This is a genomic window from Micromonospora sp. NPDC005173 (assembly GCF_040608515.1).
GTDB lineage: Bacteria > Actinomycetota > Actinomycetes > Mycobacteriales > Micromonosporaceae > Micromonospora.
The window spans coordinates 20,667-43,166 of sequence record NZ_JBEXIK010000045.1 but is presented as its reverse complement, the minus strand read 5'-3'; the positions used below and the strand labels follow the sequence as shown (position 1 = coordinate 43,166).

The window sequence follows — 22,500 nt, the reverse complement described above, 5'->3', positions numbered from 1 at the left end:
TCGACCTTTTCCGTCGCTGTTCCGCTGTCGCGTTGCTCAGTTGAAGCAGTCTTCGACGGTGTTGGCGCAGTTGGTGGGGTCGTTGTCGGTGACGGTGGAGTCGTCGTCGAGCTTGACCTTGCCATCGTTGTTGAAGATGCCGCCGGCGATCCCCTTGTGATCCTTGCCCTTGTCCTTCTCGTTGCCGTTGTCGGCCTTGTTCTTGGTGACCTTGGTGTTGGTCAGGGTCACCTTGCCTTCGTTGTTGTAGATGCCGCCGCCGTTCTTGCCGGCGAAGTTCTCCTTGATCTTGTCGTCACGCAGGACCAGGGTGGCCGAGTCGTCCTCGTGGTCCTTGTTGGACCAGGAGCCCTGCCAGGCGGCCGGGCCGGTCATGCCGCCGCCGTTGTGCTTGTCCTCGAAGGGCTCGCCGTTGAAGAAGCCTCCACCGAAGCGGTTCGCGCTGTTCTCGAAGATCTCGCTGTCGGTGATGGTGGCCGTGCCACGCTTCTCCTCGTCCTTGCCCTTGGACTTGCCGTGGTTCTTCTCGTCGCTGCTGACGTTGTAGACGCCGCCGCCGTCCTTGTGGGCCTTGTTCTTCTCGATGGTGCTCTTCTTGACCGTCAGGACGGTGTCGACAGCGGCGATGCCGCCGCCGTTCTCGCCGGCGGTGTTGTTCTTGATGAAGGTCCAGCTGACCTCGACGAAGCCGTCGTTGCTGAACAGGCCGCCGCCGTTCTTCTTGGCGGTGTTGCCCTCGATCAGGGTCTTCTCGATCGTGACGGTGCCGGCCTTGCCGTCCTTGTCCTTGCCGTCCTTGTCCTTGCCGTCCTTGCCGTAGCCGTTGGCGCCCGACTCGTACTTCTTCTCCTTGTCCTTCTCCTTGTCCTTGTCCTCGTCGCCGTGGCCGTTGGCGACGCCGCCGCCGTTCTTGCCCGCGGTGTTGTTGGTGATGCGGGACTCGGGGCCCTTGCCGTCGTGCGAGCCCGTGACGTCGAGGACGCCGGCGTTGAAGATGGCGCCGCCGTCCTTTCCGGCGTGGTTGTTGTCGAAGGTGCTGCCCTCGGCCTCGACCCGGCCGAAGTTGGCGATGGCGCCGCCGTTGTTCTCGGCGCTGTTGAGGACGAACTTGGCGTTCACCAGGTGGGCCTCGCCGCCGCGTTCGACCAGGATGCCACCGCCGTCGCCCTCGTGCTCCTTGTCGTCCTTGCCGTCCCAGTCGGACTTGTCCTTGCGGTCCCACTCGGACTTGTCCTTGCCGTCCCACTCACGCTTGTCCTCGGCCGGCTTGGTGGACGTGGCGGTGGGCTTCGCAGCGGGAGCCGCTGCGGGAGCCGCAGCCGGAGCCGCAGCGCGAGCCGCACCGGGAGCCGCAGCCGGAGCCGCAGCGCGAGCCGCACCGGGAGCCCCACCGGGAGCCGCAGCGGGAGCCCCACCGGGGACCGCAGCCGGAGCCACAGCGGGAGCCCCACCGGGGGCACCACCGGGAGCCGCAGCCGGAGCCGCAGCCGGAGCCTTGGCGGGAGCCGCTGCCGGGGCGGCGGCCGGAGCCGCAGCGGGATCGGCGAGCGGCTCCGCGACCGGAGCCCCGCCCCCGATCCCGTTCTGGTTGCTGGGGACCGCCTTCTTCGGCGGCGGCTTGGGCTTGTCGTGCTTGTCTTCCTTGCCGTCCTTCTCGTACTTGCGGTCTTCGCCCGCGGCGCCGTTGCGGATCGTGACGTCCTTCAGGGTCAGGTCACCGCCGTTGGCGACGCGGAAGATCCGGAAGCCCTCCTCGGCTTCCCGCTTGATCGTCGCGCCGTTGCCCTCGATGGTGATTTCCTGCTTGATCGTCGGCAGGCCCGCCTCGGACTTCTTGTCGTGCTGGTCGAGCTCGTAGGTGCAGTCCTTGGCCAGCTTCAGGGTGCCGCCGTCGTCGCGGTTGGCCAGGTCGAGGGCCTCGACGAGGGCATCGTCGTCGCACTCCACCTCCCGGACGCGATCGCGGTCGTCCTTGTCCTTGTCGTCCTTGTCCTTGTCGTCCTTGCCCTCGTGGTCCTTGCCCTTGTCGTCCTTGCCCTTGTCGTCCTTGGCCGCGTCCTTGCCGTCGTCGCTGACCAGCTGGGAGGTCGACCACTTGACGTCGGTCAGTCGGTGTCCGCCGGTTACCCCGGTTGTGGCGTAGGCGACGCCCGCGAGGCTGACCGCTCCCGTGAGGCCCGCAACGCCGGTGACAAGCCAGAGCCGGCGGCGGCGGAACGGCGAGTTCTTCTCGCCTGTCGCGTCATCGCTATTGCGAAGGTATTTGGACATCGGAGCTCTCTGCCCTCTCCTTGTACCCAGACAAGGTCGCTTCGCCGTGGCGAGGCGGCCTTCGCTACAAATCGGTTGTAGCTGCTGAACAACACCGTATGGGAGAGTTCTTCACTATGCGGGCGAATCCGAAGAAACCCCACATTGGGCATGCCCGGCGCGGACGGCAGGAGTGGGGACGCCCAGGGCCCCTGGGCATGACCGGTGCTGAGAACGCGGCCGGTGGCGGAAAGCTCACGGATGCCGCCAGGCCGTGGCTGGTGGCGGAAAGCTCGCGGGGACGCCGGGGAGGATCAACGGTGATGGTCGGGCACACTCATCCCGTACGGCGCGGTAGGAGGCAAGATCAGCCCAAGACGCCGGCGGGCCCCGCCGCCGGAGTCTCACGACGAATACGTCGCAGACGCCGGTGGCGGGGCCCGCCGTTGTTGTACGTGCGAGGTCAGACCGGCAGGCGCGGGCCCGCCTCGCGCTGCTCGGCCAGCCAGGTCTCCACCTCGTCCGCGGTGCGCGGCAGGCCGGCCGACAGGTTCACCGCGCCGGTCGCGGTGACCAGCACGTCGTCCTCGATGCGCACGCCGATGCCGCGCAGCTCGGCAGGGACCAGCTCGTCCTCCGGCTGGAAGTACAGCCCCGGCTCGACGGTGAGCACGTAGCCCTCGCCCAGCGTGCCGTCGCGGTAGTTCTCCTTGCGGGCATTCGAGCAGTCGTGCACGTCGATGCCGAGCATGTGGCCGAAGCCGTGCAGCGTCCACCGCCGGTAGACCGAGGACTTCTCGTCCATCGCCTCGTCCACGCTCACCGGCAGCAGGCCCAGCTCGGCCAGGCCCTCGGCGAGCACCCGCATGCAGGTCAGGTGGACGTCCTTGAACTTCACCCCGGGCCGGATGGCCTCGATCCCGGCCTGCTGCGAGGCGTACACGATGTCGTAGACCTGGCGTTGCAGGGCGGTGAACCGGCCGCTCACCGGCAGCACCCGGGTCACGTCGGCGGTGTAGAGGTTGCGCCCCTCGACACCCATGTCCATCAGCAGCAGGTCACCCGGTCGAGTGGCGCCGTGGTTGTGCACCCAGTGCAGGATCGTGGCGTGCTCGCCAGCGCCGACGATCGAGCCGTACCCGACGTCGTTGCCGTCGTGCCGGGCACGCAGCGCGAAGATCCCCTCCAGCAGCCGCTCCGAGACCGCCCGGTCGGCCGGCAGGATCCGGGCCACGTCCTCGAAGCCACGCACCGTGGCGTCAATCGCGTCCTGGAGTTGGCCGATCTCCCACTCGTCCTTGACCAGCTTCTGCTCCGAGATGGCGATCGCCAGCTCCCGGTCGCGCGGCGGCTGCCCTTCGGCGCGGACGCCGTCGTACGGGCGTACCGCTGCGTCCACCTGCGTGTCGAAGCCGCGCAGCACCCGGGTCCGCCCCGGCGCCAGGTCGGCCAGCGTCGCCTCCAGGCCGGTAAGGTCTGCGGTGGGCAGGCCCAGCTCGGTGGACTTCTCGCTGAGCGTGTGCCGCCGGCCCACCCACAGCTCGCCGTGCCGGCTGCGGAAGAACTCGTCGGTCTCCCGGGACGAGCGGGGCCGCATGTACAGGGTGGCGTCGTGCCCCGAGCCGTTCGGGCGCAGCACCAGCACGCTGTCCGGGTCGTGGTCGCCGGTCAGGTAGACGAAGTCACTGCCCGGCCGGAACGGATACCCGGTGTCGTTGGCCCGGACCTTCTCGGGGCCGGTCGGGATCACCAGCGTCTCGCCCGGGAAGGCCGCCGACAGCGCGGCCCGCCGCTTGGCGTAGTTGGGGGCCTCCTGCCGGGGCGCTACCGGGAGCGCGGTGTCCCGCCAGCCCTGCCGCATGAAGGACAGGAACGCCTCCGGGAAGTCCGGATCATGCGATTCCGTACCGTTCGTCGGCGTTCCGTCGGTGCGTCCCTCGGTCATTGCGCCGCTCCCTCCGCTTCGTTGCTGGTCCAGACCGTATCGCGCGCCCGGTTCCCGATGGTGCCGGCCAGGGGGCTCCGGATCAACGGACGGCTGCGACGGGCCGATGGCGCGCGTGGAAAGATGTCCACCATGTGCGGACTCCTGGCCTTCTTCAGCGCGAACGGTAACGCCGCCGCGCACCGCGACCACATCGCCGGAGCGTTGGAATGCCTGCACCACCGCGGCCCCGACGAGACAGGGGTCGAGGTGGTCGGCGACGCCTCCGGCCGATACGCGGACGGAGTGTTCGCCCACAAGCGGCTCGCCATCATCGACGTCGCGTCGAGTCACGAGCCGCTGCCCTACGCGAACGGCCGTTACCTGCTCACCTTCAACGGTGAGATCTACAACTACATCGAGCTGCGCGACGAGCTGGTCCGGAACTTCGGCGCCCAGTTCGCCACCGCCGGTGACGGCGAGGTGATCGTCGCCGGCTACCACTTCTGGGGCGAGCAGGTGCTCACCCGGCTGCGCGGCATGTTCGCCTTCGTCATCTGGGACCGGCAGGAACGGCGCGCGTTCGGCGCCCGCGACTACTTCGGCATCAAGCCGATGCACTACCTGGAGACAGCCGACGGGCTGTACCTGGCCTCGGAGAAGAAGGCGCTGCTGCCGTTCGCGCACAGCAACTACCAGGGCGACGCGGGCGTCGACGCGGCCAACCTCAGCCACTACCTGACCCTGCAGTACGTCCCCGAGCCCGGCACGCTGCACAAGGGCGTCAACCGGATCGGCTCCGGGGAGTACCTGACCTGGACCCCGGGCGGTCGGATCGACGTACGCCGCTGGTACCGGCCGGTGTTCCGGCCGGCGCCGGTCGACGACGAGCAGAAGCTCTACCACGAGATCCGGGAGACGCTGCGGGAGAGCGTGCGCATGCACATGCGCTCCGACGTGCCGGTCGGTTCGTTCCTGTCCAGCGGCATCGACTCCACCGCGGTGGTCGCGCTGGCCCGGGAGTTCAACCCGAACATCCTGACCTTCACCGTCGGGTACGACGTACCGGGATATTCGGAGATCGACGTCGCGCAGGAGTCGGCCCGGCACCTGGACGTCACCACCATCCCCACCAAGATCGGTCCGCAGGACATGATCGACGCGCTGCCGAAGATCGTCTGGCACCTGGACGACCCGGTGGCCGACCCGGCGCTGGTGCCGCTGTACTTCGTGGCCAAGAAGGCCGCCGAGCACGTCACCGTGGTGCTCTCCGGTGAGGGCGCCGACGAGTTCTTCGGCGGTTACACGATCTACCGCGAGCCACTGTCGCTCGGCACCGTCAACGGCCTGCCCGGTGGGGTGCAGAAGGGGCTGCGCGCGGTTTCCAAGGCGATCCCGCAGGGGGTTAAGGGCAAGAGCTTCCTGGAGCGCGGCACCACCCCGATCGAGGAGCGCTACTACGGCAACGCGCGGATGTTCACCGAGGAGGAGAAGCAGCACCTGATGCGCCGCTACGACCCCTCGGTGCGCTACACGGACGTGACGGCGCCGATCTACGCCGAGTGCACCGAGCTGGACGACGTCACCAAGATGCAGTACGTCGACCTCTACACCTGGCTGCGCGGGGACATCCTGGTCAAGGCCGACCGGATCTCGATGTCCCACTCGCTGGAGGTGCGGGTGCCGTTCCTCGACCGCGAGGTGTTCGACGTCGCGGCGAAGATCCCGGTGGACCTCAAGCTGCCGCCGCGCTCGGACGCCACCAAGTACGCGATGCGCCAGGCGTTGCAGGGCGTCGTCCCTCCGGCCATCGTCAACCGCAAGAAGCTGGGCTTCCCGACCCCCACCCGGGTGTGGCTGCGCGGCGAGATGTACGAGTGGGCCCGGCATGTGCTGAGCACCTCAGGCGCTGGCGACCTGCTCGACCTGTCGTACGCGCTGCGGCTGCTGGACGAGCACAAGCGGGAGGAGGCCGACCACTCCCGCAAGGTGTGGACCGTGTTGATCTTCTGCATCTGGCACGCCATCTTCGTGGCCAAGACCCTCGACCCCGGCATCCAGCGCAACCAGTCCGCCCTGCTGACCAAACCGGTGGTCGGCTCCATGGTCCGCTGACCCCGCTGCCCGCCCCGACCCTGTTGATCAAGAGGTTTGCGTCACCGGAACGCCTCCGGATGACGCAAACCTCTTGATCATTTCGGGATGGGGCTGGACGGGGACGGGGTTGGGTTTAGCGGCGGGCGCAGGTGACTGTTGGCAGGGTGTTGGTGCCGGTGGTGCTGGCCAGGAAGCCGAAGGTGGTGGTGCCCTCCGGTGCGACCGTGCCGTTGTACGAGACGTTGCTCGCCGTCACCGACGAGCCGGACGAGCTCTGGGTGGCGTTCCAGATCTGACTGATCGACTGCCCGCTGGGCCACGTCCAGCTCGCGGTCCAGCCGGCGAACGGCGTACTGCCGTGGTTCATGATCATGACTTCGCCCTGGAAGCCGCCCTGCCAGGCGCTGACGACCTTGTAGACCGCCATGCAGTCACCGCCGTGCGGCGGCGGGGTGGTCGGGGTGGGGGTTGGCGGGGGAGTCGTCGGGTTCGGCGGCGGGGTGGTCGGGGTGGGGGTCGGCGGGGGAGTGCCGCCCGGACCCACGCCGGTCACCTGGCCGTTGCCGCCGTCGAAGGTCACGTCGGAGCAGCCGAAGAAGTTCTCCTGCGAGTCCGAGCGCACCCAACGGGAGTAGATGATGTGCCGGCCGCTCTTGCCCGACGGCAGGTTTCCGCTGAAGTAGTAGTGCCCCTCGTTGGTGCCGACCCCGCCGCGCTGCGGCGGGTTGGTCACCGTCAGGAACGGCTCCTCCAGGTCGCCCCACGCCAGCGGCCGGTTCGGGCTCCAACTGTCCTTGGTCACGTAGAAGTAGAAGGTGCCCGGGTGGTGCGCCCAGTTGCTGTACCGGAAGTCCAGCCGCGCCCCCGAGGTCAGGTGGGTCAACGGCCAGTCGGTACGGGCCAGGTCGTAGCCGCTGTAGCCGGAGTTTCCGCCGCTGCACAGCTGCCCGTCCGGGATGAAGCCGACGGTCCGGCCGCCGGCGTCGGAGCGCAGCACGCTGAACCAGTTGTAGAGCGAGTTCGCCCCGCTCTGCGCCACGGCGGCGGAGCACGCGGGGTTGTTCGGCCTGATCTCACCGGTCTGGCTCAGGCCGTCCTGCCAACACAGGAAGGTACGGCTGCCGGGGGTCATCGCCGCACCGTGCGCGGCGGCGGGCTCCGGGCTGGAGGTCAGGGCGACGGCGCCCAGGGCGAGGGTCACGGCCGCGATGAGCAACGCGGCCGTACGGGATCGTTTCACGGGTTCTCCTGACTCGCGAGGCGCGCCGCCCGAGCCGCCCCGCCGCAATCGGGTGGGTGTGGCCTGGTCGCCCCGCTGCGGTGAGCGGGTGCGACGGTCACGGCGATGTGCCTCGGCAGGAAAATGGCCGGTGGACACGTGCCGTCAACGGTCCCTGTCGTGGACCGGCGCCCTCGCGTCAAACGAACCCGGCAACCGGCGGCGCGGCAGCCCTCGCACCGCCCGGTATGCGTCATCCCACCACGCCGCCCGGCCGCAGCGCAATAGCCGATCCTCGATGCGTCAGACCGGGTGCCGGGCGACCCTCAGAGCAGCTTCTCCAGCGTGATCGGCAGCTCGTACTGCCGGCGTCCGGTGGCGTGGTGCACGGCGTTGGCGATCGCGGCGGCCGCACCCACCACGCCGATCTCCCCGACCCCCTTCATCCCGAGCGGGTTCACCACCTCGTCGTGCACCTCGATGGTGTCCACCACGACGTCCGGCGCGTCCGCGTTGACCGCGACCAGGTAGTCGCCGAGGCTGGCGTTGGCCCAGCGACCCGACCGGGGATCCATCCGGGTGGCCTCCAGCAGCGCCTGGCCGAGCCCCCAGAGCATGCCGCCCATCAACTGGCTGTGCGCCGTCTTGCGGTTGAGCACCCGGCCGGGCGCGAACACCCCGACCATCCGGCGCACCCGTACGACGCCGAGGTCGGCGTCGACCGCCACCTCGGCCATCTGCGCGCCGAAGGTGTGCACCCCGTACCCGGCGTCCTGCGGTGGCGGCGTCCAGGTGCCGAGCACCTCCGCGTCCGGGGTCAGGGTGCGGGCCATCATGTCGGCGTACGCCTCGCCGACGTCGGGATGGTCGCGCAGCACCATCCGACCGTCCCGGACCACCACCGTGCCGGGATCGGCGCCGTGCAACGGCGAGTGGGCGTCGGCGACCGCGCGCCGGATCAGCTCGTCGCGCAGCTGCGTCGCCGCGAGGTGTACGGCGGAGCCGACGGCGCTGGTACCCGTGGAACCCACGGCGGCGGTGACGTTCGGCAGGTCACTGCTGCCGCCGACGAACCGTACCCGCTCCACCGGGAGGCCGAGCGCGTCCGCGGCGACCTGGGTCATCGCGGTGAAGACCCCGGTGCCGAACTCCGACACTCCCGCCTCGACGACGGCCGTACCGTCGTTGTAGAGCCGGGCCCGGGCTCGCTGAGGGTTCACCGGCTGGGTCACCGGGTAGAGCGCGCTGGCCATGCCGCTGCCGATCAACCACTGGCCCTCGCGCCGGGGCCGGGAGTCGCGGTCGCGCCAGCCGAACAGCTCGGACGCCCGCTGGTAGCACTCCTTCAACCCGCTGCTGGACCACGGGTGCCCGCTCTCCGGGTCGGTCTCCGAGTAGTTGCGCAGCCGCAGCTCCAGCGGGTCGATCCCGATCCGCTCGGCCAGCTCGTCCATCGCGCACTCGAGGGCGAACATGCCGGTCGCCTCGCCCGGGGCGCGCATGAAGGTCGGGGTGATCGTGTTGCCCCGGACCAGGTGGTAGATCCCCTCGTAGTGGGGGCTGGTGTACGCCACCGCCGGGCTCTGCAACGACGGCTCCGCCCAGTCGTCGAAGCGCGAGGTGAGCGACAGCTTGTGGTGGCGCAGCGCGGTGATGCGGCCGTCCGTGCCCGCGCCGATGGTGATCCGCTGCTCCTGCTCCTCGCGGTGCCCGCAGGAGGTGAACATCTGCTCCCGGGTCAGCGCCAGCCGTACCGGCCGGCCGACCTGCCGGGCGGCGAGCGCGGCCAGCGCCGGGTGATGCCAGATCATCGCCTTCGAGCCGAAGCTGCCGCCGACGGCGTGGCTCACCACTCGGATCGAGATGGGTGGCAGGCCGAGCAGCGCCGCGACGGTGAACTGGGTGGCGTTCGGCCCCTGGGTCGAGTCGTAGATGGTCAGCCGGTCGACGTCCTCCCAGACCGCGGTGCTGGCCGACGGCTCGATCGGGTTGTGGTGGTTGGGCGCGAAGCGGTACGTCGCGTCCACGCACACCTGCGCCTCAGCCAGCGCCTTCGCCACGTCACCACGGGACGCCTGCCCCGGTAGCAGCCCGCCGAAGATCCGTTCGGGCACGTACGCCTGGTCCCGGGCCTGGTCGAGCAGGGTGGTGGAGGGCGTGGTGGCGTACTCGACGCGGATCAGGGTGCCGGCGTGGTCGGCGCGTTCGACGGTGTCGGCGATCACGATGGCGATCGGCTGGCCGGAGTAGTGGATGGCCTCGTCCTGCATCGGAAAGAAGGTCTGCCCCGGCGCGGCCAGCCCGGCCAGCGACGGGAGCAGCTTCGGCACGCTGGCGACCCGGCTCAGGTTGCGGTGGGTGAGCACGGCCAGCACCCCGTCGGCCCGCTCGGCCTCGGCGGTGTCGATCGCGGTGATCCGGCCGCTGGCCACCGTCGCGTTCACCAGCACGGCGTGGACCAGGCCGGTCACCGCGACCTCGGCGGAGTAGCGGGCGTCCCCGCGCACCTTGGCGCGGCCGTCCACCCGATTGAGCGTGCCGCCGATCGCCGGGCTCATGCTTGTCCCTCCCGCTGGGTCATCTGCTCCAGAGCCCGGACCATGGTCCGCCGAGCCAGCTCGATCTTGAAGGCGTTCATGCCGTGCGACACCGCCGGTGCCAGCTCGGCCGCCGCGGCCCGGGTGAACGACTCGGTGGTCGCCGGGGCGCCATCGAGCTCCCGCTCGGCCGCCCGTGCCCGCCACGGTTTGGTGGCCACCCCGCCCAGGGCCAGCCGGACCTCGGTGATCCGGCCGCCGTCGACCGCGATGGCCACCGCGACCGAGGCGAGCGCGAACTCGTACGACTCACGGTCGCGGATCTTGATGTAGCGGGAGGTGGCCGCCACCGGTGCCGGTGGCAGGTCGATGCCGGTCACCAGCTCGCCGTGGGTCAACGGGTGTTCCCGCTCCGGGGTCTGACCGGGCAGCAGGAAGAAGTCGTCGATGGGGATGCTCCGCGCACCGCCCGGGCCCTCGGTCCGTACCACGGCGTCCAGCGCGACCAGCGCCACGGCCAGGTCGGACGGATGGGTGGCGATGCAGTGGTCGCTGGTGCCGAGGACCGCGTGCCCCCGGTTGATGCCCTCCAACGCGCTGCACCCGCTGCCGGGCAGGCGCTTGTTGCAGGCCGCCTCGGTGTCGCGGAAGTAGCCGCACCGCACCCGTTGCAGCAGGTTGCCGCCCATGGTGGCCATGTTGCGCAGTTGCGGGGAGGCGCCGAGCAGCAGCGACTCGGCGACCATCGGGTAGCGCCGGACCAGCTCCGGCTCCTGGGCCACGTCGCTCATCCGAGCCAGCCCGCCGAGCCGCAGCCCGCCGTCGGGCAACTCCTCGACCCGGTTCAGCGGCAGGTCGTTGATGTCGACGAGGCGGCGCGGCTGCTCGACGTAGATGCGCAGCAGGTCGATCTGGGTGGTGCCGCCGGCCAGGAAGACGCTCTCCGGGTCGGAGCTCACCGCGCCGATGGCGGTGCCGACGTCGAAGACCCGGGAATAGCTAACGGGCCGCATCGGCGCCGCCTCCGTCGCGGATCCGGCGGATGGCCGTGCGGATGTGCGGGTACGCGGCGCAGCGGCAGATGTTGCCGCTCATCCACTCCCGGATCTCCGTGTCGTCGCTGGCATGCCCCTCGGCCAGCAGCGCCACCGCGGACATGATCTGCCCGGGGGTGCAGTACCCACACTGGAACGCGTCGCAGTCCAGGAAGGCCTGCTGCATCGGGTGCAGGGTGTCTCCGTCGGCCAGCCCTTCGATGGTGGTCACCTCGCGGCTCTCGCAGGTGATCGCCAAGGTCAGGCAGGCCAGCACGCGGCGACCGTCGACCCACACCGTGCACGCGCCGCAGGCGCCCTGGTTGCAGCCCTTCTTGGTGCCGGTCAGTTCGAGCCGGTCGCGGAGGGCGTCGAGCAGGCTGACCCGTGGCTCCACGGTCGTCGTCCGACTCTCCCCGTTGACGTGCAGGTGGACCTCCACCTCGCCGGGACCTCTGACCACCGCGTGGTCCGGATTCGGCGCGGTACGCAGCGCCTCGTACGACTTCACCAACTCACACCCCCTCTGGTGAAACCGACCATATCCTTCGCTTAATGCCGTTTTACGGCTTTTGCGACCAAGGACTCCGGCCTGCGGTTCGGCCGGGGTTGGCTCGGCTGAATCAGCGCCGGGACGGAGATTGGGGAAGTGTGCCGGAGGTGTTCGACGAGGTGCACCGCCGCTGCCGGGCCGGCGAGGCGGTCGCCCTGGCCACCGTCGTGGCCACCTGGCGGTCCGCGCCACAGCCGCCCGGCGCCACCATGCTGGTGGCGACCGACGGCACGGTCACCGGCAGCGTCTCCGGCGGCTGCGTGGAGGCTGACCTCTACGAACGGGCCCACCGCGTGCTCGACACCGGCGTACCCGAGCTGATCCGCTACGGCGTCAGCGACGACGACGCGTACGCCGTGGGCCTGACCTGCGGCGGGGTGCTCGACGTGTTCGTGGAGCGGATCGAGCCCGACGCCCTCGCGGAGTTGGACGCGGTCGCCGTCGCGCGCCGGGCCGGCCACCCGGCGGCGGTGGTCACCTGCGTGGCGGCCGACGACGGCGAGGTGCCGGGCGACGGCGGCGACCTGCCGGGCGCGGTGCCGGGCGACCCTGCGGGGCGGCTGGGCCGGCGGCTCGTGCTGACCGGGGACCAGGTGACCGGCTCGCTCGGCGCCGAGCGGCTGGACGCCGCCGCCACCGCCGACGCCCTCGGGCTGCTCGCCACCGGGCACAGCGGAATGCTCCGGTACGGGTATCACGGGCAGCGCCGGGGCACCGGCCTCAGCCTGTTCGTGGTCGTCCACGCCACCCCGCCCCGGATGATCGTTTTCGGGGCGATCGACTTCGCCGCCGCGGTGGCCCGGATCGGCGCGTTCCTCGGCTACCGGGTGACCGTCTGCGACGCCCGGCCGGTCTTCGCCACCGCTCGACGGTTTCCGGAGGCGGACGAGGTGGTGGTGCAGTGGCCGCACCGCTACCTGGGGGCGGAGCTGGACGCCGGCCGGGTCGACGGACGGACCGTCGTCTGCGTGCTGACCCACGACCCGAAGTTCGACGTGCCGCTGCTGGCGCTGGCGCTGCGCCACCGGCTGGCGTACGTCGGCGCGATGGGGTCACGACGCACCCACGACGAGCGGCACAAGCGACTGCGCGAGGCGGGTCTCGATGCGGCGCAGCTCGCCCGGCTCGCCTCGCCGATCGGGCTGGACCTCGGCGGGCGTACCCCGGAGGAGACCGCGGTGAGCGTGGCCGCGCAGATCGTGGCGGGCCGCTGGGGCGGGACCGGCCACCCGCTGACAGCACTCGCCGGGCCGATCCACCACCCGGTATAGCCGCCGGGTTGGCCGGCTTGGCCGCCTCGCCCGTGTCCCGGTAGGGCCGGACCGTGCCTTCGGCGCCCGCCGGGCCGTGCGCTGTGCCAGCCTGGTGCCACGCCGGTCGCCTCAGCGTGCGGCGGGCGGTGGTGGGGCTGGCGACGACGAAAGGACCGGCATGGGATACGCGGTGGTGCTCGGCGAGGCGCTGGTCGACCTGCTCGACACCGAGCGCGACGGTGAGCGGGTTTACCGGCAGGCGATCGGCGGCGGTCCGCTCAACGTCGCCGTCGGGGTGAGCCGGCTCGGCGGCGCGGCACAGTTCGTCGGGTCGCTCGGCGACGACGTGCTGGCCGGCCGGATCCGCGCCTTCCTGACCACGCTCGACGTCGGGCTGGCCGGCGTGGTCACGGTGCCGGCGCCGACCACGCTCGCGGTGGTCACCTTCGCCGGCCCGGAACCCGACTTCCGCTTCTACGGCGACCCGCCTTCCTACAGCCTGCTCGGTCCGGACGATCTGGACGTGGCGCTGGTGGAGGGCGCCGACGTGCTCTACTGCGGGTCGGTCGTGCTGCTCCAGCCCGCCACGCTGGCCGCCGCCCGGCGTGCCTGGTCGCTCGCCCCCGGGCTGCGGGTTTTCGACCCGAACGTGCGCCCCCGGCTGCTGGACGGGCTGGCCGCGTTGGCCGGGCTGCGCGAGGTGGTGGCCGAGTTCGCCGCTGGTGCGCACCTGGTCAAGCTGAGTACCGCCGACGCCGAGCTGCTCTACCCGGGCGAGCCGGCCGAGGGGGTGGCCGCGTACCTGCGGGAGCTTGGCGCCGCCACGGTGGTGGTGACGCTCGGCGCGGCCGGTGCGGTGCTCGCCGCCGCCGAGGCGGATCCGGTACGCGTGCCAGCGCCGAAGGTGGACGCCATCGACGCCACCGGCGCCGGCGACTCGGTGATGGCCGCGTTGATCGCCGACCTGCTCCTCGACGGCGAACCGGCCGACCCGGCGGGCTGGGTCGAGCGGGTGGCGTTCGCGTTACGGGTGGCCGGCCTGGTCTGCGAGTCCCCGGGCGGGGCCACCGCCATGCCCACCCGCGCCGACGTCCAGCGCCGCTTCGGGGGTTAGGCGGTGCCGTTGAGTTCGGTGTAGCCGCGGCGGGCGGCGGTCAGGGCGGCGCGGGCGCCGAAGGGGGCCTCGGCGGCGACTCGTTCCGGTGGTGCGCCGCCGGTGTGCGCGGCCCGGATCAGCCAGGCCAGCTTCGCCAGCTCGGCGTGCTGGGCGCGGACGAACTCGACGTCCACCGGGTCGCCGTGGCCCGGCACCACCACCGTGCCTGCGGTGGTCAGCCGGAGCAGGTCCGCGACCGCGTCCGGCCACTGCAGCGGGTACGAGTCCTCGAAGGCGGGCGGGCCGCTCTGCTCCACCAGGTCACCGGCGACCAGGACGTCCGCGTCGGGTACGTGCACCACCAGGTCGGCGTCGGTGTGGCCCCGCCCCGGGTGACGCAGCAGCACTCGCCGGCCGCCCACCTCCAGCGCCGTCTCGGTGTGCACGGTGTGCGTCGGGGCGAGCAGTGGGGTGTCGGCCAGTTCGGCGGCGAGCGCGGGGTGCTCCTCGCGCAACTCCTCGTACGCCTCCCGGCGCAGCCGCTCCGGCTGCTCGCGCAGGGCAGCGGCGGCCAGCTCGTGCGCGTACACCGGGCGGGGTGGGTCGCCGGCCAGAACGGCGTTGCCGAAGCAGTGGTCGTAGTGGTGGTGGGTGTTGACCAGGGTCAGCGGACGGTCGGTGATCGCCCGGATGGCGGCGGCCAGCGTGGTGGCCTGGCCGGCCGAGGAGAGGGTGTCGACCAGCAGCGCCTCGTCGTCGCCGACGACGAGAGTGACGTTGACCCGCAGCAACGGCTCGCGCAGCACGTGCACCCGGTCGGCGACCTCGACGACATCGATGGTCACGATGCCCGCCCGGCACGGTCGACGAAGCGCTGCCGGTTCACCAGGATCCGGTCCACCCGGCCTCGGGCCACCGTCTCGTCACCGTCGCTGACGGTGATCTCGAACGACAGCCGGCGGCCGTCGACCGCGGCCAGCAGTGCCTGTGCCTGGACGGTCCGGCCGACCACGGTCGGCGCCAGGTGCTCCAGCTCGACCCGCGTCCCCACGGTGGTCGACCCGGGCGGCATCGCGGGCGCCGTCGCCGCGACGGTCGCCGCCTCGGCCAGCGCGACCACCCGGGGAGTGCCCAGGACCGGTACGTCCCCGGAACCGACCGCCCAGGCGGTGTCCGCGTCCGTGACGGTCAACTCGACCCGGGCGGTCAGACCCGGCGCGAAGGCCGGCTCGGGCTGCTCCTGCATGGTCGTCAGCCTAGGTGCTCACCGAGCCCGGCGACCACGCGCCCGCCGATCCCGCCGCACCCGCCGCACCTGCCCGCCGACCACCTGCGGACGGGTCCTCCGGGTGGTCGCCGCTGGTCGATGCCGCCCCCGTCGTTACCCTTGACCGCGATGGCCGTCGTGACTGACCCCCAGCCCCCCGCCCGGACCGACCCACCCGCGTCCCCCGACGGGGGCCGTCGGCGCGTGGTCGCCATGTCGATCTGGGCGGTCGCCTTCGTGGCCGCCTGGCTGGGCATCGGTCTACCCACCGACCCCGCGTACGCCTTCGTGTGGATCTGGTTGGGGACCATCGCCTGGAACAGTGACCGGCCGTGGCGCAGTCACCTGCGCTTCGCCCGGGACTGGGTGCCGGTGGTGCTGCTGCTGGCCGCGTACAACCTCTCCCGGGGGTTCGCCGACAACGGGGCCACCCCGCACGCGATGGAGCTGATCGTCGCCGACCGGTTCATGTTCGGCTGGGCCACCGGCGGTGAGGTGCCCACCATCTGGTTGCAGGAGCACCTCTACCACCCGCAGGTGCAGTGGTACGACGTCGCGGCGAGCTGGGTGTACTTCTCGCACTTCGTGGTGGCGTTTGCCGCCGCCGCGGTGCTGTGGCTGCGTGACCGGCACCGCTGGGCGGCGTACATGCGGCGGTGGGGTTTCCTCTGCGCCGCAGGCCTGGCCACCTACTTCCTCTACCCGGCCGCCCCGCCCTGGTGGGCCGCGCAGAACGGGCTGCTCACCGAGGTGGCCCGGATCTCCACCCGGGGCTGGCGGGAATTCGGCATGCACGGCGCCGGCAACGTGCTCAACGCCGGCCAGATCGCCTCGAACCCGGTCGCCGCGATGCCGTCGCTGCACACCGCCTGGGCATTGTTCGTGGTGCTGTTCTTCCTGCGCACCACCCGCCGCCACTGGTGGCCGCTGCTGTTCGCGTACCCGCTGGCCATGACCTTCACCCTGGTCTACTCGGGTGAGCACTACGTGATCGACGTGCTGGTCGGCTGGGCGTACGTCGGGCTGACGTTCCTGGTGGTCGGCCTGGCCGAGCGCGGGTGGGCGGCGGTGCGGGCCCGCCGCGCGGGGTCCGGGGGACCGCAGCCAGGGAAGATCACCGGCCCCGACGGCCCCGACGGCACCGCCGGACTGCCGGAACCGGACCGGTCGGACGGCGAGAAGTCGGCACCGGTCGGGCCGAGCACCACCGACCAGCCCCCGGTACCCGTCGACCGCTGACGCCGAGGGTCGGCCGGCGGCCGGCGGAACGGGTCAGCCGGGCAGCCGGGTGGCGTGCGAGCGGGCGGTCAGCTCGGCCGCCAGTGCCCACGCCTCCGCCAGGTCCCGGTCCTGGGCCGCCGCACCCGACCCACCCGCGGTGTCCGCGTGCACGGTGGCCAGCCCCAGCAGGCGCTGTATTGGCCCCTGCACCACCCGCACGCTCTGGATCCGGGCGTACGGGACGATCGCCAACTGCCGGGTGAGCAGCCCGGACCGGGTGGCGAAGACCCGCTCGAACAGGCCGGCGCCGAGCGCGCCACGGCCGAGCGGGTGCAGCCAGCGGGTCCGGGGCGGCGGTGGCTGCAACGCCAGCGCGTCGAGGCGTACCCCCGGCAGCACCTCGGCGACGATCATCGTGGCGGTCGGCAGGTCACCCACCGGCAGCAGCCGGTCCGGCCGGTTGCGATCATCGGCCTCCGCGACGGAGTATCCGGCCACCTCCAGCCGCAGCCGCAGCCAGCCGTTCACCCGCCAGAGCAGCGGCCAGGTGGCCCGTACGGTCTGCACCCGGTCCAGCGGCACGGTCTGCGCCCGGGTCTCCAGCAGGCCGTTGTGCACCCGTAGCGTGCCGCCGTCGCGGGCCAGCCGGAAGTTCCAGTCGTCGAGGACCCGGCGGATCGGTTGCAGCAGCACACCGGCCATCGCGGTCAGCGTGCTCGCCACCGCCACGAACGACCACGACCCAGCGGTGACGAACTGCACCACGACGAAGGCCAGACCGAACGGGAGCAGGAACGCCTGCGGGGTGAGCAGTTGGCTGACCAGCAGGCTCTGGTTGCGTACCGCGTGCAGCGGCCGGCCCGGCGCGGCCGCCGGCGGCACGGTTCCCGGGGCCGCCCCGGGCACCGCGAGGCCCGGCGCGGGCGGCTGCGACGCCCGTCCGGCCAGGGCCAGCAGCCGTTCGCGCAGCCGGGCCGCGTCGGCCACTCCGAGGTACGCCAGCGGCGCCTCGGTCTTGCCCCCGCCGACCACCTCCAGCCGCAGCTCGGCCAGGCCGGTGAGCTGGGCGAGCAGCGGTCGGACCACCTCCACGGCCTGCAACCGCTCCAGCGGGATGGCCCGGGTACGCCGCCAGAGCAGCCCCTCGTACACCCGCAGCTCGCGGCCCACCACGTGATAGCCGGTGTTGTACCAGCTCACCACCGACAGCACGGTCGCGCCGAGCGCCAGCACCACCACCATGGCGGAGAACCAGCCGAACCCGACCCGGGACAGCGTCGACCAGGACAGCCCGGCGATCACCACGACCAGCGACTTGGCTCCGTGCAGCAGCGGGCTGAGCGGATGCAGCCGCTGTCGTGGTTCGCCGTCGCCATCGGTCGGCGGCATCGGCCAGGGATAGGGCACCCCGGGCGGTACAGCACCGTAGTGCGGAGCACCGCCGGGCGGTCCAGCCCCGTAGGGCGCGGCGCTGCCGGGCGGCACGGCGCTGCCGGGCGGTACGGCGCCGTACGGCACGGCGTCGGCGGGTGGCGGGCCGGCGGGGGGCGCGCCGCCGGGTGGCGGGGGCGGCCGGGTGTCCGGCTCGGCGGGACCGTCGTTCATCGGGCCGGTCCCCGGCGCAGCCGGTGGTCGACCGGTCGAGTGCTCACAGCCCCTCCGCCCGGTCCTCGCCGAGCGCGGTGAGCCGATCGCGCAGCCGGGACGCCTCCGCCGGCCGCAGCCCCGGCACCCGGGCGTCGCTCGCCGCCGCCGCTGTGTGCAACTGCACGGTGGCCAGGTCGAAGAGGCGCTCCAGCGGCCCCGCGCTGACATCGACGAACTGCATGCGGGAGTACGGGACGATGGAGAGCCGCCGGACCAGCAGCCCGTGCCGGACGAGCAGGTCGTCCTCCCGCTCGGCGTACCCCCAGGCCCGGACCGCGCGGACGATGGCCACGGCGCGCCACCCGCCGAGCACCAGCACGACGGCGAGGGCGAGCCCGAACAACCAGTGACCGCTCAGCGCCCACCCGATCGCCGTCACCGCCAGCCCGATGGCGACCACGATCGCCAACCGGATCAGCTCGACCCAGATCAGGTCGGAGGAGATCGGCTGCCAGCGGACCGTGTCCGGCCACGGCTCCAAGGGGCCCCGACCGACCGGCCCGCCCGTCAGCAGGGGACCGGGTGCCGCGCTGGCCGGGCCGGGGCCACCGGCGGCGGGCAGCGGGCCGGACGTCGGCACGGCACCGGGCGCTGGCATGACGCCGGCCGGTGGGGGAGGTGACGTGGCCGGGGTGGGCGGCCAGGACGGGGAGGTGGGTCCGGGGGGAGCCGGTGGGTCGACGCGGTCCTCCGCGCTCACCGATGGGATCCGTTCTGCTCGCTCACGCCGCCACCTCGCTCCGCTCGGCAGCGGCGCGAGACGCCACGCTGCTGTGTCCCATGGTTCGCTCGCTGCGCTCGCTCACGGCGCCACCTCGCTCTGCGGCGGCGCGAGACGCCACGCTGCTGTGCCTCATGGTTCGCCCGCTGCGCTCGCTCACATGTCGAGGGTAGGCGATCCGGGCACCGGTGTGACGGCACGCAGGAAGCCGCGAGCGTCCAGGAAGTCGCCGAGGCTGCCCCGGTGCTCGCCGCAGGCCAGCCAGGTCTTGCGCCGTTCGGCGTCGTGCAGGCGGGGGTTGTTCCACTCCAGCGCCCAGACGGCGGGGGCGCGGCAGCCCCGGGCCGAGCAGATCAGGGCCTCTTCGGCGGGGGAGGGGGTGCTCATCCCTGCCAGTCTAGGACGGCGGGACGGAAGGTTTGAGCGCCGGGCGGCCACGGGGGGAGCCGCCCGGCGACGGGGTGAATCGTACACGCGGCTGGCCGGTCCGTGTCCACCCGTGGTGGGCGATTCGGCCGCTCGGGACGGCGCGGCGAAAATCGGCTTCTCCCCCCCTCGCCACTCAGGAAGGCGTGCGAGTCTTGATACCGCACCAGCCGCGACGACCGACCAACGCTGTGGAGGACCGGTGGCCCAGCCGACCATGCCCGACGCCCCGACGCCGAACGGGGTGGCCCCGGAGAGACCCGAGCCGGTGACCACACCCGCGCAGGACGCCACCCTGCTGGAGCGGGCGCTGTTCGAGATCAAACGGGTCATCGTCGGGCAGGACCGGATGGTGGAGCGGATGTTCGTGGCGCTGCTCGCCCGCGGCCACTGCCTGCTGGAAGGCGTGCCCGGGGTGGCCAAGACCCTGGCGGTGGAGACCCTCGCGAAGGTCGTCGGCGGGTCCTTCGCCCGGGTGCAGTTCACCCCGGACCTGGTGCCGGCCGACATCATGGGGACCCGCATCTACCGGCAGTCCAGCGAGAAGTTCGACGTCGAGCTGGGCCCCGTGTTCGTCAACTTCCTGCTCGCCGACGAGATCAACCGGGCACCGGCCAAGGTGCAGTCGGCGCTGCTCGAGGTGATGAGCGAGCGGCAGGTGTCCATCGGCGGGGAGAGCCACCGGGTGCCCGACCCGTTCCTGGTGATGGCCACCCAGAACCCGATCGAGCAGGAGGGCGTCTACCCGCTGCCGGAGGCGCAGCGGGACCGCTTCCTCATGAAGATCGTGGTGGGCTACCCGACCGACGCCGAGGAGCGGGAGATCGTCTACCGGATGGGTGTCGCCGCTCCGGAGCCGACGGCCGTGTTCGACACCCCCGACCTGATCGCCCTGCAACGCAAGGCGGACCAGGTCTTCGTGCACAACGCGTTGGTGGACTACGCGGTCCGGCTGGTGCTGGCCACCCGGGCCCCGGCTGAGCACGGCATGCCGGACGTCGCCCAGCTGATCCAGTACGGGGCCAGCCCGCGCGCCTCGCTCGGCCTGGTCCGGGCCACCCGCGCGCTGGCGCTGCTGCGCGGGCGGGACTACGCGCTGCCGCAGGACGTGCAGGACATCGCCCCGGACATCCTGCGGCACCGGCTGGTGCTCAGCTACGACGCGCTCGCCGATGACGTGCCGGCCGACCACATCGTGCACCGGGTGATGTCCACCATCCCGCTCCCGGCGGTCGCCCCCCGGCAGCAGGCATCCCCGTCACCGACCGCCCCGCCGCCGGGCGCAGGCTGGCCCGGGCAGCGCCCGTGACCTCACCCACCCCTCGACCCGCCCCTCTCGCCGATCGCAGCGAGGCCGTGCTGTCCCGGCTTCAGTTGCTAGTCACCCGCAAGCTCGACGGCATGCTCCAGGGCGACTACGCCGGGCTGCTGCCCGGCCCGGGCAGCGAGGCGGGTGAGTCGCGGGAGTACCGCCCCGGCGACGACGTCCGCCGGATGGACTGGCCGGTCACCGCGCGGACCACGACGCCGCACGTGCGGCGTACGGTCGCCGACCGGGAGTTGGAGACCTGGCTGGCGCTGGACCTCTCGGCCAGCCTGGACTTCGGCACCGGGCAGTGGCTCAAGCGGGAGGTGGTGGTGGCCGCCGCTGCCGCCATCACCCACCTGACCGTGCGCGGCGGCAACCGGATCGGCGCGGTGATCGGCACCGGCGGCGGCGCTCCCGCGCCGACCCGGCGCTGGCGGGCTGGACCACCGCCGGCCAGGCCCGGGGTGCTCACCCGGCTGCCGGCCCGCTCCGGCCGCAAGGAGGCGCAGGGTCTGCTGCGTGCCGTCGCCAACACCGCGATCCAGCCCGGCCGGGGTGACCTGGGCGCACTGATCGAGATGCTCAACCGCCCGCCCCGACGGCGCGGGGTGGCCGTGGTGGTCTCGGACTTCCTCGCGCCGGCCGAGCAGTGGGCCCGGCCGATGCGCAAGCTGCGGGTCCGGCACGACGTGCTGGCGATCGAGGTGGTCGACCCGCGCGAGCTGGAGTTGCCCGACGTGGGCGTGCTGCCGGTGGTCGACCCGGAGAGCGGCGAGCTGCACGAGGTGCAGACCGCCGACCCGCGGTTGCGGCAGCGCTACGCCGAGGCCGCCACCGCCCAGCGGGCCACGATCGCCGCCGCGCTGCGCGGTGCCGGCGCGGCCCACCTGCGTCTGCGTACCGACCGAGACTGGCTGCTGGACATGGTGCGTTTCGTGGCCGCGCAGCGGCACGCGCGCACCCGGGGGACGACACGATGATCCGTTTCATGCAACCGTGGTGGCTGCTGGCCGTGCTGCCGGTGCTCGCCCTCGCCGCGTTCTACCTCTGGCGGCAGCTGCACCGCCGGACGTACGCGATGCGGTTCACCAACGTGGATCTGCTGCGCACCGTGGCGCCGAAGGGGCTGGGCTGGCGACGACACGTTCCGGCGACGGCGTTCCTGCTCTGCCTGCTGGTGCTGGCCACCGCGCTGGCCCGGCCCGCGGTGGACACCAAGGAGCCGCTGGAGCGGGCCACCGTGATGCTCGCCATCGACGTGTCGCTGTCCATGCAGGCGGACGACGTGGCGCCGAACCGGCTGGAGGCGGCCCAGGAGGCGGCCAAGCAGTTCGTCGGCGAGCTGCCGGAGAGCTACAACCTGGGCCTCGTCTCGTTCGCCAAGGCGGCCAACGTGCTGGTCCCGCCCGGCAAGGACCGGGCGGCGGTGACCAGTGCGATCGACGGGCTGGTGCTGGCCGAGGCGACCGCGACCGGCGAGGCGGTGTTCACCTGTCTGGAGGCGATCCGGTCGGTGCCGGCCGACGGCGCGGCGGGCATCCCGCCGGCCCGGATCGTGCTGCTCTCCGACGGGTTCCGCACCTCCGGCCGATCGGTGGAGGAGGCGGCGGCGGCCGCGCAGGCGGCCAACGTGCCGGTCTCCACCATCGCCTTCGGCACCGACACCGGCCAGGTGGACATCGGCGGCCAACTCCAGCGGGTGCCGGTGGACCGGCTGGCCCTGGCCGAGCTGGCCGAGACCACCGAGGGCTACTTCTACGAGGCGGCCTCGGTGAGCGAGTTGAAGCAGGTCTACCAGGACATGGGCAGCTCGATCGGGTTCCGCACCGAGCCCCGCGAGGTGACCCAGTGGTACGCCGGTCTGGCACTGCTGTTGGCGCTCTGCGCCGGCGCGCTCAGCCTGCTCTGGTCGTCGCGAATGCTCTGACGTCGGCGGTGCCCGGGCT

The 22,500-nt window shown here is 72.1% G+C and carries 18 protein-coding genes; 7 read left to right on the top strand and 11 right to left on the bottom strand.

The features are described 5' to 3' along the window. Nucleotides 1–36 precede the first annotated feature (36 nt). On the bottom strand, nt 37–2,271 hold the full coding sequence (locus tag ABZV00_RS31100) for a hypothetical protein (RefSeq protein ID WP_355612784.1): 2,235 nt from the start codon (nt 2,269–2,271) through the stop codon (nt 37–39). Between the two features lie 442 nt (nt 2,272–2,713). Beyond that, a complete protein-coding gene (locus ABZV00_RS31095) occupies nt 2,714–4,195 on the bottom strand; it encodes an aminopeptidase P family protein (RefSeq protein WP_328418704.1) in 1,482 nt (493 codons plus the stop codon). Nucleotides 4,196–4,327: 132 nt separating this feature from the next. Between ABZV00_RS31095 and asnB the strand changes: the two genes are divergently transcribed. Further along, nucleotides 4,328–6,289 carry an asparagine synthase (glutamine-hydrolyzing) gene (asnB, locus tag ABZV00_RS31090; protein WP_328418703.1) on the top strand — a complete coding sequence of 654 codons (1,962 nt, stop codon included), beginning with the start codon at nt 4,328–4,330 and terminating at the stop codon, nt 6,287–6,289. A 115-nt stretch (nt 6,290–6,404) separates the two neighbouring features. On the opposite strand, the gene ABZV00_RS31085 is transcribed toward asnB, so the two are convergent. The 4 genes from ABZV00_RS31085 to ABZV00_RS31070 all read right to left on the bottom strand — a co-directional run bounded on the left by ABZV00_RS31085 (nt 6,405) and on the right by ABZV00_RS31070 (nt 11,503). Next, nucleotides 6,405–7,511 (bottom strand): lytic polysaccharide monooxygenase, encoded by a 1,107-nt coding sequence (locus ABZV00_RS31085; protein ID WP_355612779.1) that lies wholly within the window; start codon nt 7,509–7,511, stop codon nt 6,405–6,407. Between the two features lie 305 nt (nt 7,512–7,816). Further along, complete coding sequence (locus tag ABZV00_RS31080; RefSeq protein WP_355612776.1) at nt 7,817–10,048, bottom strand: xanthine dehydrogenase family protein molybdopterin-binding subunit; 2,232 nt, start codon at nt 10,046–10,048, stop codon at nt 7,817–7,819. Next, on the bottom strand, nt 10,045–11,040 hold the full coding sequence (locus ABZV00_RS31075) for a xanthine dehydrogenase family protein subunit M (protein WP_355612773.1): 996 nt from the start codon (nt 11,038–11,040) through the stop codon (nt 10,045–10,047). The genes ABZV00_RS31080 and ABZV00_RS31075 overlap by 4 nt, the downstream gene beginning before the upstream one ends. Next, nucleotides 11,027–11,503 (bottom strand): (2Fe-2S)-binding protein, encoded by a 477-nt coding sequence (locus ABZV00_RS31070; RefSeq protein WP_355612813.1) that lies wholly within the window; start codon nt 11,501–11,503, stop codon nt 11,027–11,029. The genes ABZV00_RS31075 and ABZV00_RS31070 overlap by 14 nt, the downstream gene beginning before the upstream one ends. A 209-nt stretch (nt 11,504–11,712) precedes the next feature. On the opposite strand from ABZV00_RS31070, the gene ABZV00_RS31065 reads away from it, so the two are divergent. After that, nucleotides 11,713–12,885, top strand: coding sequence for an XdhC/CoxI family protein (locus tag ABZV00_RS31065; RefSeq protein WP_355612770.1), 1,173 nt, complete (start codon nt 11,713–11,715; stop codon nt 12,883–12,885). Between the two features lie 160 nt (nt 12,886–13,045). Further along, entirely contained in the window at nt 13,046–13,981 is a 936-nt protein-coding gene (locus ABZV00_RS31060; protein WP_355612767.1) for a PfkB family carbohydrate kinase, read from the top strand. Here the strand turns inward: ABZV00_RS31060 and ABZV00_RS31055 are convergent. Beyond that, entirely contained in the window at nt 13,978–14,808 is an 831-nt protein-coding gene (locus tag ABZV00_RS31055; RefSeq protein WP_355612764.1) for an MBL fold metallo-hydrolase, read from the bottom strand. The two genes, ABZV00_RS31060 and ABZV00_RS31055, sit on opposite strands and share 4 nt — an antisense overlap. Then, nucleotides 14,805–15,209 (bottom strand): hotdog domain-containing protein, encoded by a 405-nt coding sequence (locus ABZV00_RS31050; protein ID WP_328418696.1) that lies wholly within the window; start codon nt 15,207–15,209, stop codon nt 14,805–14,807. The genes ABZV00_RS31055 and ABZV00_RS31050 overlap by 4 nt, the downstream gene beginning before the upstream one ends. 150 nt (nt 15,210–15,359) lie before the next feature. On the opposite strand from ABZV00_RS31050, the gene ABZV00_RS31045 reads away from it, so the two are divergent. After that, nucleotides 15,360–16,469, top strand: coding sequence for a phosphatase PAP2 family protein (locus ABZV00_RS31045; RefSeq protein ID WP_355612761.1), 1,110 nt, complete (start codon nt 15,360–15,362; stop codon nt 16,467–16,469). Nucleotides 16,470–16,502: 33 nt separating this feature from the next. Here ABZV00_RS31045 and ABZV00_RS31040 read toward each other — a convergent pair whose 3' ends face one another. The 3 genes from ABZV00_RS31040 to ABZV00_RS31030 all read right to left on the bottom strand — a co-directional run bounded on the left by ABZV00_RS31040 (nt 16,503) and on the right by ABZV00_RS31030 (nt 19,206). Continuing rightward, nucleotides 16,503–17,840, bottom strand: coding sequence for a PH domain-containing protein (locus ABZV00_RS31040; protein WP_355612810.1), 1,338 nt, complete (start codon nt 17,838–17,840; stop codon nt 16,503–16,505). Between the two features lie 259 nt (nt 17,841–18,099). Then, nucleotides 18,100–18,696, bottom strand: a complete 597-nt coding sequence (locus ABZV00_RS31035) for a PH domain-containing protein (protein ID WP_328426749.1) — start codon at nt 18,694–18,696, stop codon at nt 18,100–18,102. A 279-nt stretch (nt 18,697–18,975) separates the two neighbouring features. Further along, nucleotides 18,976–19,206 (bottom strand): hypothetical protein, encoded by a 231-nt coding sequence (locus ABZV00_RS31030; RefSeq protein ID WP_328418694.1) that lies wholly within the window; start codon nt 19,204–19,206, stop codon nt 18,976–18,978. A 241-nt stretch (nt 19,207–19,447) separates the two neighbouring features. Here ABZV00_RS31030 and ABZV00_RS31025 point away from each other — a divergent pair, with 241 nt between their 5' ends. Genes ABZV00_RS31025 through ABZV00_RS31015 form a run of 3 tightly spaced genes read left to right on the top strand, consistent with a single transcriptional unit; the run spans nt 19,448 to nt 22,481 of the window. Further along, nucleotides 19,448–20,554, top strand: coding sequence for a MoxR family ATPase (locus ABZV00_RS31025; protein WP_328418693.1), 1,107 nt, complete (start codon nt 19,448–19,450; stop codon nt 20,552–20,554). Then, nucleotides 20,533–21,534, top strand: a complete 1,002-nt coding sequence (locus ABZV00_RS31020) for a DUF58 domain-containing protein (RefSeq protein ID WP_355612807.1) — start codon at nt 20,533–20,535, stop codon at nt 21,532–21,534. Before ABZV00_RS31025 ends, ABZV00_RS31020 begins: the two co-directional genes overlap by 22 nt. Then, a complete protein-coding gene (locus ABZV00_RS31015; RefSeq protein WP_328418692.1) occupies nt 21,531–22,481 on the top strand; it encodes a VWA domain-containing protein in 951 nt (316 codons plus the stop codon). Before ABZV00_RS31020 ends, ABZV00_RS31015 begins: the two co-directional genes overlap by 4 nt. The last annotated feature ends 19 nt before the right edge of the window (nt 22,482–22,500 follow it).